Below are 8,502 nucleotides of genomic sequence, written 5' to 3'. Positions count from 1 at the left end.
GAAGAAGATGGACAACAAATTATTCACATTGCAGAAACCGGATCTATTGTTGTACAAGCACGTATGTTTAATGAAATTGTACGTAAATTACCAACAAATGATGTTGAAATTCAAGTAACACCAGGTTTTCAAACACATATTCGCTCAGGAAAATCTGAATTCCATTTAATTGGATCTGATGCTGCAGAATATCCTTTACTACCAGAATTAACGGAAGATCAAAAATTTACTATTCCTGCGGATCTATTAAAAACAATTATTCGTGAAACAGTGTTTGCTGTTGCCACTTCAGAAAGTAGACCAGTGTTGACAGGTGTAAACTGGCAGATTAAAAATGAAACTTTAATCTGTGTTGCAACAGATAGTCATCGTTTAGCAAGACGTAAAGTCCAACTGGAAAATTTACCGAAAGTTGAACATAGCGTAGTGATCCCAGGAAAAAGTTTGAATGAATTAAATAAAGTACTTGAAGATTCTACAAATTTAGTGCAAATCGTTATTACAAGTCAGCAAGTATTATTTAAAACTGGCGATGTATTATTCTTCTCTCGCTTACTGGAAGGGAATTATCCAGATACAACACGTTTAATTCCTGAAGAATATCAAACGAATGTAACAATTAATGGGAAATCCTTGTTGCAAGCTATTGACCGTGCTTCACTTGTGGCAAGAGGTGATCGTAACAATGTTGTTCGTTTTGAAATTTTAGATAATCAAGCAGTTGAAGTTTCTTCTAATTCACCTGAAATTGGTAAGGTGCAAGAAGAAATTCCTGTTGAAGCGTTAGAAGGGGAAAGTTTGAAAATTTCCTTCAGTGCTAAATACATGATGGAAGCATTAAAAGCAATTGATGGTCAAGATGTGGTCATTCAATTTACTGGGGCAATGAGACCATTTATTTTACGTTCTGTTCATGATGATGCTATTTTACAATTAATTTTACCTGTAAGAACTTACTAAGATTATAAGATCCGTTAAGATAGTCGCTAATTGTGACTATCTTTTTTTACTTATGGCGTAATTTTAGGTATGATAGAGAGATAGACAGTCTGTATTCGGAGGGGAACACACTATGCAGGACATTAAAATTGATGAGGAGTTCATCACGTTAGGGCAGCTATTAAAAATTACTGATGCCATTAGTTCAGGTGGAATGGCCAAGTGGTTTTTACAAGAAAATGCTGTATATGTTAATGGAGAAGTAGACGATCGTCGAGGTCGAAAATTACGTGACGGTGACGTGGTAAATATTCCTGGCTGTGGTCGTTTTCAAATCGTAGGACCAACTGGACAGTAAATTATGTATATTGAGCAAATAAAACTTACAAATTACCGTAATTATGATGCCTTAGCTTTAGACTTTTCTCCGAAAATTAATGTTTTCATTGGTGAAAATGCACAAGGAAAAACAAACGTTATGGAGTCCATCTATGTTTTAGCAATGGCTAAATCCCATCGAACTACGAACGATAAAGAATTAATACGTTGGGATTCAGACTATGGTAAAATAGAAGGGGCCGTAAAAAAAAGGCATGGTATTTTACCGATCGAACTTACGATTACAAAGAAAGGTAAAAAGGGCAAGATAAATCATATAGAGCAAAGTCGCCTCAGTCATTATATTGGTCAAATGAACGTCGTTATGTTTGCGCCAGAAGATTTAAACGTGGTAAAGGGGAGTCCGCAAATACGTCGACGTTTTATTGATATGGAGATTGGGCAAATTTCGCCTGTCTACTTACATGATTTATTAACCTTTCAAAAAGTTTTAAAACAACGAAACCATTTCTTAAAGATGAACCAGGGCAAGTCCTTATCAAATGATGTGATGTATGAGGTCTACAATGAACAATATATTCACGCAGCTACCCAAATTATTCGTAAAAGATTTCAATTTATGGATTTGTTGCAGGAGTGGGCGGAACCTATACACGCAGGTATATCGCAAGGTAAGGAAACATTGGTTATAAAATATCGTACGGTAGCTGGTATTGAAAAAGAACACTCTACTAGCGAAATTGAAAATACTTTACATCAAAAATTGATTGAAGCGAGAGAACGTGAATTTGACAGGGGTGTCACATTAGTTGGCCCACATCGTGATGATTTGCAGTTTTTAGTAAATGGCTATGATGTTCAAACTTATGGCTCACAAGGACAACAACGTACTACAGCGTTATCTTTAAAGCTTGCTGAAATTGAATTAATTAAACAAGAAACAAATGAAACACCCATACTACTTTTAGATGATGTTTTGTCGGAACTCGATGATTATCGTCAATCGCATTTATTAAATACCATTCAAGGTGAAGTCCAGACCTTTGTTACAACTACAAGTGTAGATGGAATTCATCATGAAACGATGGAACAAGCTCAACTGTTCCACGTGAAACAAGGAGCGATTGATAAAAGTTAGCCAGGGTAGTTTTTTAGATTACAAAAGAATGGTAATAGTCAGCTCGGTTGACTGTTCATTCATTTACACACAATGATGTTATGAAGGAGTAGATGAAAGCCGTGGCTATAGAGAACGAAGGTTTACAAAACCAAGCTTATGAGGCTGATCAGATCCAGGTATTAGAAGGTTTAGAGGCAGTACGTAAAAGACCAGGGATGTATATCGGTTCTACAAGCTCTAAAGGGCTTCACCATTTAGTATGGGAAATTGTTGATAATAGTATCGATGAAGCTCTTGCAGGATTTTGTACAGATATAAGTGTAACAATTGAAAAAGATAACTGGATTCGCGTAGAAGATAATGGACGTGGGATTCCAGTAAGTATTCAAGAAAAAATGGGTAAGCCAGCTGTCGAAGTTATTATGACAGTTTTACATGCTGGTGGTAAATTCGGCGGTGGAGGCTATAAAGTTTCTGGTGGTCTTCACGGAGTAGGGGCATCAGTGGTGAATGCACTCTCTGTGGAAACAATTGTTCAGGTTCACCGTGAAGGTCATATCCATGAAATTAAATTCGAACGAGGAAAGACAGTTCAAGAATTAACGATTATTGGTGATACAGATCACAATGGTACAACAACACGTTTTAAAGCTGATCCAGAAATCTTTAAAGAAACAACTGTTTATGAATTTGACATTTTAGCTCATCGTATTCGAGAGTTAGCTTATTTAAATCGTGGCATTAAGATTACCATTGCTGATGAACGTGAAGATCAAGAACGTTCAACTACATACCACTATGAAGGTGGTATTCGTTCCTATGTAGAACATTTAAACCAATCAAAAGAGCCTATTCATGATCCAATTGATGTTCTTGGCGAAAAGGATGGAATCACAGTAGAAATTGCTATGCAATATAATGCTGGATTCTCCTCTAATATCTTTTCATTTGCTAATAACATTAATACGTATGAAGGTGGTACTCACGAGTCTGGTTTTAAAACAGCACTTACACGTGTTATTAATGATTATGCACGCAAAAGCGGATTACTAAAAGAATCTGATGCAAATCTTACAGGTGAGGATGTACGTGAAGGATTAACAGCTATTGTCTCTGTAAAACATCCCGATCCTCAATTTGAAGGACAAACGAAAACAAAGTTAGGGAATTCTGAAGTAAGTCAAATTACCAATTCATTATTCTCAGATGGCTTTGAACGTTTTATGTTAGAAAATCCGACAGTAGCTCGTAAAATTGTCGAAAAAGGTTTAATGGCAGCACGTGCACGTGTAGCGGCTAAAAAAGCTCGTGAGTTTACTCGTCGTAAAAATGCACTGGAGGTTTCAAGCTTACCAGGTAAATTAGCTGACTGTTCTTCAACAAATCCAGCTGAATGTGAAATCTATATTGTTGAGGGTGATTCTGCCGGAGGATCTGCTAAATCAGGACGTGATCGTCACTTCCAAGCAATTTTGCCTCTACGTGGTAAAATTCTCAATGTTGAAAAAGCCCGACTAGATAAAATTCTATCGAATGCAGAAATCCGTGCAATGATCACAGCTTTTGGTACAGGTATTGGAGAAGAGTTCAATTTAGAAAAGGCGCGTTATCATAAAATCATTATCATGACTGACGCCGATGTTGACGGAGCACATATCCGTACATTACTTTTAACTTTCTTCTTCCGTTTCCTTCGACCTCTTGTGGAAGCAGGCTATATTTATATTGCGCAGCCACCACTTTATCAAGTTAAACAAGGTAAGCATGTTGAATACTGCTATGATGAGGAAACGTTAAAGGAAATTTTAGAGCGTCTACCTAAAATGCCAAAACCAAATGTACAACGATATAAAGGTCTTGGTGAAATGAATGCTGAACAACTTTGGGAAACAACAATGGATCCAGAGCACCGCACATTATTACAAGTAGAATTAGATGATGCAATTAAAGCAAACCAAGCATTTGAACGTTTAATGGGCGATGAAGTTGAACCTCGTCGTCAATTTATCGAGGAAAATGCCGTATACGCTAATTTAGATATTTAGTTTTTCTTGAAAGGAGGTCTACACTTTGTCAGAACAAGAACGCTCCGGTGTTAAAGGAATTAATATCACAGAAGAAATTGAAACATCCTTTCTTGATTATGCAATGAGTGTAATTGTGTCACGTGCATTACCTGATGTACGTGATGGATTAAAACCAGTTCATCGTCGTATTTTATATGGGATGCAGGAGTTAGGAAATACAGCAGATAAGCCTTACAAAAAATCAGCACGTATTGTTGGGGATGTTATGGGTAAGTATCATCCACATGGTGACTCTTCCATTTATGATGCAATGGTACGTATGGCGCAAGATTTTAGCTATCGTTATATGCTAGTAGATGGTCATGGAAACTTTGGATCTGTTGATGGTGATGGGGCAGCAGCCATGCGTTATACTGAATCACGTATGTCTAAAATAGCCATGGAAATGCTCCGTGATATCAATAAAGATACAATTGACTATACAGACAACTATGATGGATCAGAAAAGGAACCTATCGTTTTACCGAGTCGCTATCCAAACTTATTAGTGAACGGTGCTGCAGGGATTGCTGTTGGTATGGCAACAAATATCCCTCCACACCAATTGGGAGAAACAATAGATGCCGTTATAGCTCTTTCCGAAAATCCAGCTATTACAACAGAAGAATTAATGGAAATTATCCCAGGGCCAGATTTTCCTACTGGGGGATTAATCTTAGGACGTAGCGGTATCCGCAGAGCCTATGAAACGGGTCGTGGTTCCATTATTATTCGTGCAAAGGTTGAAATTGAGCAAAAGTCCAATGGTAAGGAAACTATTCTTATTCATGAATTACCTTATCAAGTAAATAAGGCGAAGCTTATTGAAAAAATTGCAGAGCTAGTACGTGATAAAAAAATAGATGGTATTACAAATTTACGTGATGAATCTGACCGTCGTGGTATGCGAGTAGTCATTGAAATTCGTAAAGATGCCAATGCTAATGTTGTCTTAAATAATTTGTATAAACAAACAGCTATGCAATCAAGCTTCGGTATTAATATGCTGTCATTAGTAAATGGACAGCCAAAAGTACTGGGCTTAAAAGAGATGCTATACCATTATTTAGAGCACCAAAAAGTAATTATTCGTCGTCGTACAGAATTCGACCTTCGTAAAGCAGAGGACCGTGCTCATATTTTAGAAGGTTTACGAATCGCTCTAGATCATATTGATGAAATTATTGCTATTATTCGTGGTTCACGTAGTGGTGAAGAAGCGAAACCACAATTAATGGAGCGTTTTAATTTATCAGAGCGACAGGCTCAAGCTATTTTGGATATGCGTTTAGTTCGCTTAAGTGGATTAGAGCGTGAAAAAATAGAAGCGGAGTATCAAGAGCTTCAGATTCTAATAGCAGAATTAAAGGCCATTCTAGCTGATGAAGCGAAAATTGTTGATATTATTCGCACTGAAATTTTAGAGTTGAAAGAACGTTTTAATGATACACGCCGTACTGAAATTACATCAGGTGGTTTAGAAATGATTGAGGATGAAGACCTAATCCCTGTAGAAAACTCAGTTGTTACTTTAACGCATAATGGCTATATTAAACGTTTAGCTGCGAACACATACCGTAGTCAAAAACGTGGTGGCCGTGGTGTACAAGGAATGGGAACAAATGAAGATGACTTTGTAGAGCATCTAATGAATACCTCTACTCATGACACTATTCTATTCTTTACATCAAAAGGTAAAGTATTTAGAGCTAAAGGTTATGAAATTCCTGAGTTCGGTCGTACGGCTAAAGGGTTACCAATCGTTAACTTACTTAATATAGAAAAAGGCGAAAAAGTAACAGCTATGATTCGTGTGGGATCGTTTGATGAAGATGCATACTTTATCTTTACAACAAAAACAGGGATTACGAAACGTACACCTGTCTCTCAATTTGCTAACATCCGAACAAATGGTTTAATAGCTATTAGCTTACGAGAAGATGATGATCTTATTTCTGTGCGTTTAACAGATGGACATAAACAAGTTATTATTGGTACACGTGATGGTATGCTTGTTCGTTTCCAAGAAGATGATATTCGTTCTATGGGTCGTACAGCTGGTGGGGTTCGAGGTATTAAACTGCGTGACGGTGATGAAGTCGTTGGCATGGAGATTGTTGAACCAGGACAGGAAATTCTCGTTGTTACCCAAAAGGGTTATGGTAAACGTACTTCAGAAGAGGACTACCGTTTACAAAGCCGTGGCGGTGTAGGTCTGAAAACAATCCAGATTACAGATAAAAACGGTCCAATGGTAGCTGTAAAAACAGTTGATGGTTCTGAGGATCTCATGCTTATTACAATTAACGGTATGCTTATCCGCATGGATGTAAATGATATTTCATTAATTGGGCGTAGTACACAGGGAGTTCGTTTAATTCGATTAGGAGATGACGAATTGGTTGCAACTGTGGCTAAAGTTGAAAAAGAAGAAGAGTCTCAAGAAGATGAAGAGGATATAGAGGAATAATTTTAAACCGATGAACGACATTCAATTTGTCGTCATCGGTTTTTTACATAAATAATGAAAAATAAGTAATTATTTTGAATTCCATGTTAAAATGATAGTACCTTATTTAAGCAAGAAACAGTGGAGAGGTGTTTTTTTTATGGAAACTATACATGTTCCGATTTCAGAGTTAGGCGTTGGTAAAGTAATTTCTGAAGATATTTTTGCTAATACACAATATCCAATCATCTTTAAAGATACAAAGATTTCCTATGTACATTTGCAAGTTTTTCATGCTTTTAATATTTTCAATGTTCCCGTTTATAAAAATCAACAAGATGCTCAACTTGAAAAGAAAGAAAATGATGTCGAAGTTGTAATAGAAGATATTCCGACTTTTAGAAAAGTTTATAATAATTCCGTTGAACAATTTAAAAGAGAATTTAAAAATTGGGAAGCGGGAGCTAAAGTAGATATTGCTAAGGCAAGAACAATTATTTTACCTTTAGTAGAGATGGTATTAGATGATCGTACTATAATTTTTGATTTAAATGAGTATTCAAACCCTAAAGAATACTTGTATCATCATTGTGTTGCGACAGGTCTGATCTCTGCAGTTATTGCTCAAAAACTTGGATATGATAGAGGAACTACCATTCAAGTTGCAATTGGTGGATTATTAGCGGATTGCGGTATGGCCAAAGTGCATCCTCGTATTAGAGATAAGAAGACACCTTTAACAGAACAAGAATATAATGAAATTTATAAACATCCGGTATATAGCTATAATATGGTGAAAGATTTAACCGTTCTAAAGGAGACAATGAAAGAAGCAATCTTCCAACATCATGAACGTTTAAATGGAAGTGGATATCCAAAAGGGGAAAGGATTGCTAACATCTCTATTTTTGCACAAATTATTGCTGTTGCAGATGTATTTCATGCAATGACTTGTGAACGAGTGTATAGATCAAAGCAATCTTCATTTAAAGTTATAGAAATGATAAATGAATCGGAGTTCGGTAAGTTTGATATTAAAGTAGTGCGCGCATTAATTGATATTGTTGCGGATCTTCCTATTGGAACAATTGTAGAGCTTTCTAATCTAGAACGTGGAGAAGTAATGTTTGTGAATAAATTTGCACCAACACGTCCACTTATTAAATTGATTCATTCAGGGGAAATTTTTGATTTAGGCAAAAACCGTAGTTTTTACATTTCACGAATTATAACAAACATATAAAAGTAATAGGCAAGCCATATACCAGACTATGGCTGCCTTTTTATTAAGGCTGATCAATGTATTTCCTACAAACAAAATCATGCTCTTTAGTTTGAACTATCATAGTTTTAAGAGCAAGTATACATATTTTAAAGATTAGCAGACAGAATTATTTAAATAGTAGTTTTTTCAATGGAATGATGTTTTGAAATACCTATATAACATTGTTTTGAAATATTTATGTAGAAAGTGTTGACTTTATTTTAGAATCTTGATATTATAAATGAGTCGCCAAGAGGTGACACTGAAATAAATAACATGAACCTTGAAAACTGAACAAGCAAAACGTAATCAATAAAGTTTTAAG

Annotated in this window: 6 protein-coding genes; all 6 read left to right on the top strand. The window is 36.0% G+C overall.

Annotation, left to right across the window (positions count from 1 at the left end):
- The coding region (gene dnaN, locus RT445_RS21635) for a DNA polymerase III subunit beta (RefSeq protein ID WP_313471534.1) at positions 1–960 on the top strand (960 nt) is incomplete at its 5' end.
- A 112-nt stretch (positions 961–1,072) separates the two neighbouring features.
- Positions 1,073–1,297, top strand: a complete 225-nt coding sequence (gene yaaA, locus RT445_RS21630) for a S4 domain-containing protein YaaA (RefSeq protein WP_274795107.1) — start codon at positions 1,073–1,075, stop codon at positions 1,295–1,297.
- A gap of 3 nt (positions 1,298–1,300) precedes the next feature.
- A complete protein-coding gene (gene recF / locus RT445_RS21625) occupies positions 1,301–2,416 on the top strand; it encodes a DNA replication/repair protein RecF (RefSeq protein ID WP_274795108.1) in 1,116 nt (371 codons plus the stop codon).
- Between the two features lie 92 nt (positions 2,417–2,508).
- On the top strand, positions 2,509–4,443 hold the full coding sequence (gene gyrB, locus RT445_RS21620; RefSeq protein ID WP_274795109.1) for a DNA topoisomerase (ATP-hydrolyzing) subunit B: 1,935 nt from the start codon (positions 2,509–2,511) through the stop codon (positions 4,441–4,443).
- Between the two features lie 25 nt (positions 4,444–4,468).
- Positions 4,469–6,934 (top strand): DNA gyrase subunit A, encoded by a 2,466-nt coding sequence (gene gyrA, locus RT445_RS21615; protein ID WP_274795110.1) that lies wholly within the window; start codon positions 4,469–4,471, stop codon positions 6,932–6,934.
- A 139-nt stretch (positions 6,935–7,073) separates the two neighbouring features.
- The gene (locus RT445_RS21610) at positions 7,074–8,156 is read left to right on the top strand and encodes an HD-GYP domain-containing protein (protein WP_274795112.1); all 1,083 of its coding nucleotides are present in this window, start codon (positions 7,074–7,076) and stop codon (positions 8,154–8,156) included.
- Positions 8,157–8,502: the final 346 nt, after the last annotated feature.

The organism is Lysinibacillus sp. (assembly GCF_032093475.1).
Taxonomy (GTDB): Bacteria; Bacillota; Bacilli; order Bacillales_A; family Planococcaceae; genus Lysinibacillus; species Lysinibacillus irui.
The sequence above is the reverse complement of the archived record's forward strand: the minus strand, read 5'-3'. Positions and strand labels throughout refer to the sequence as shown.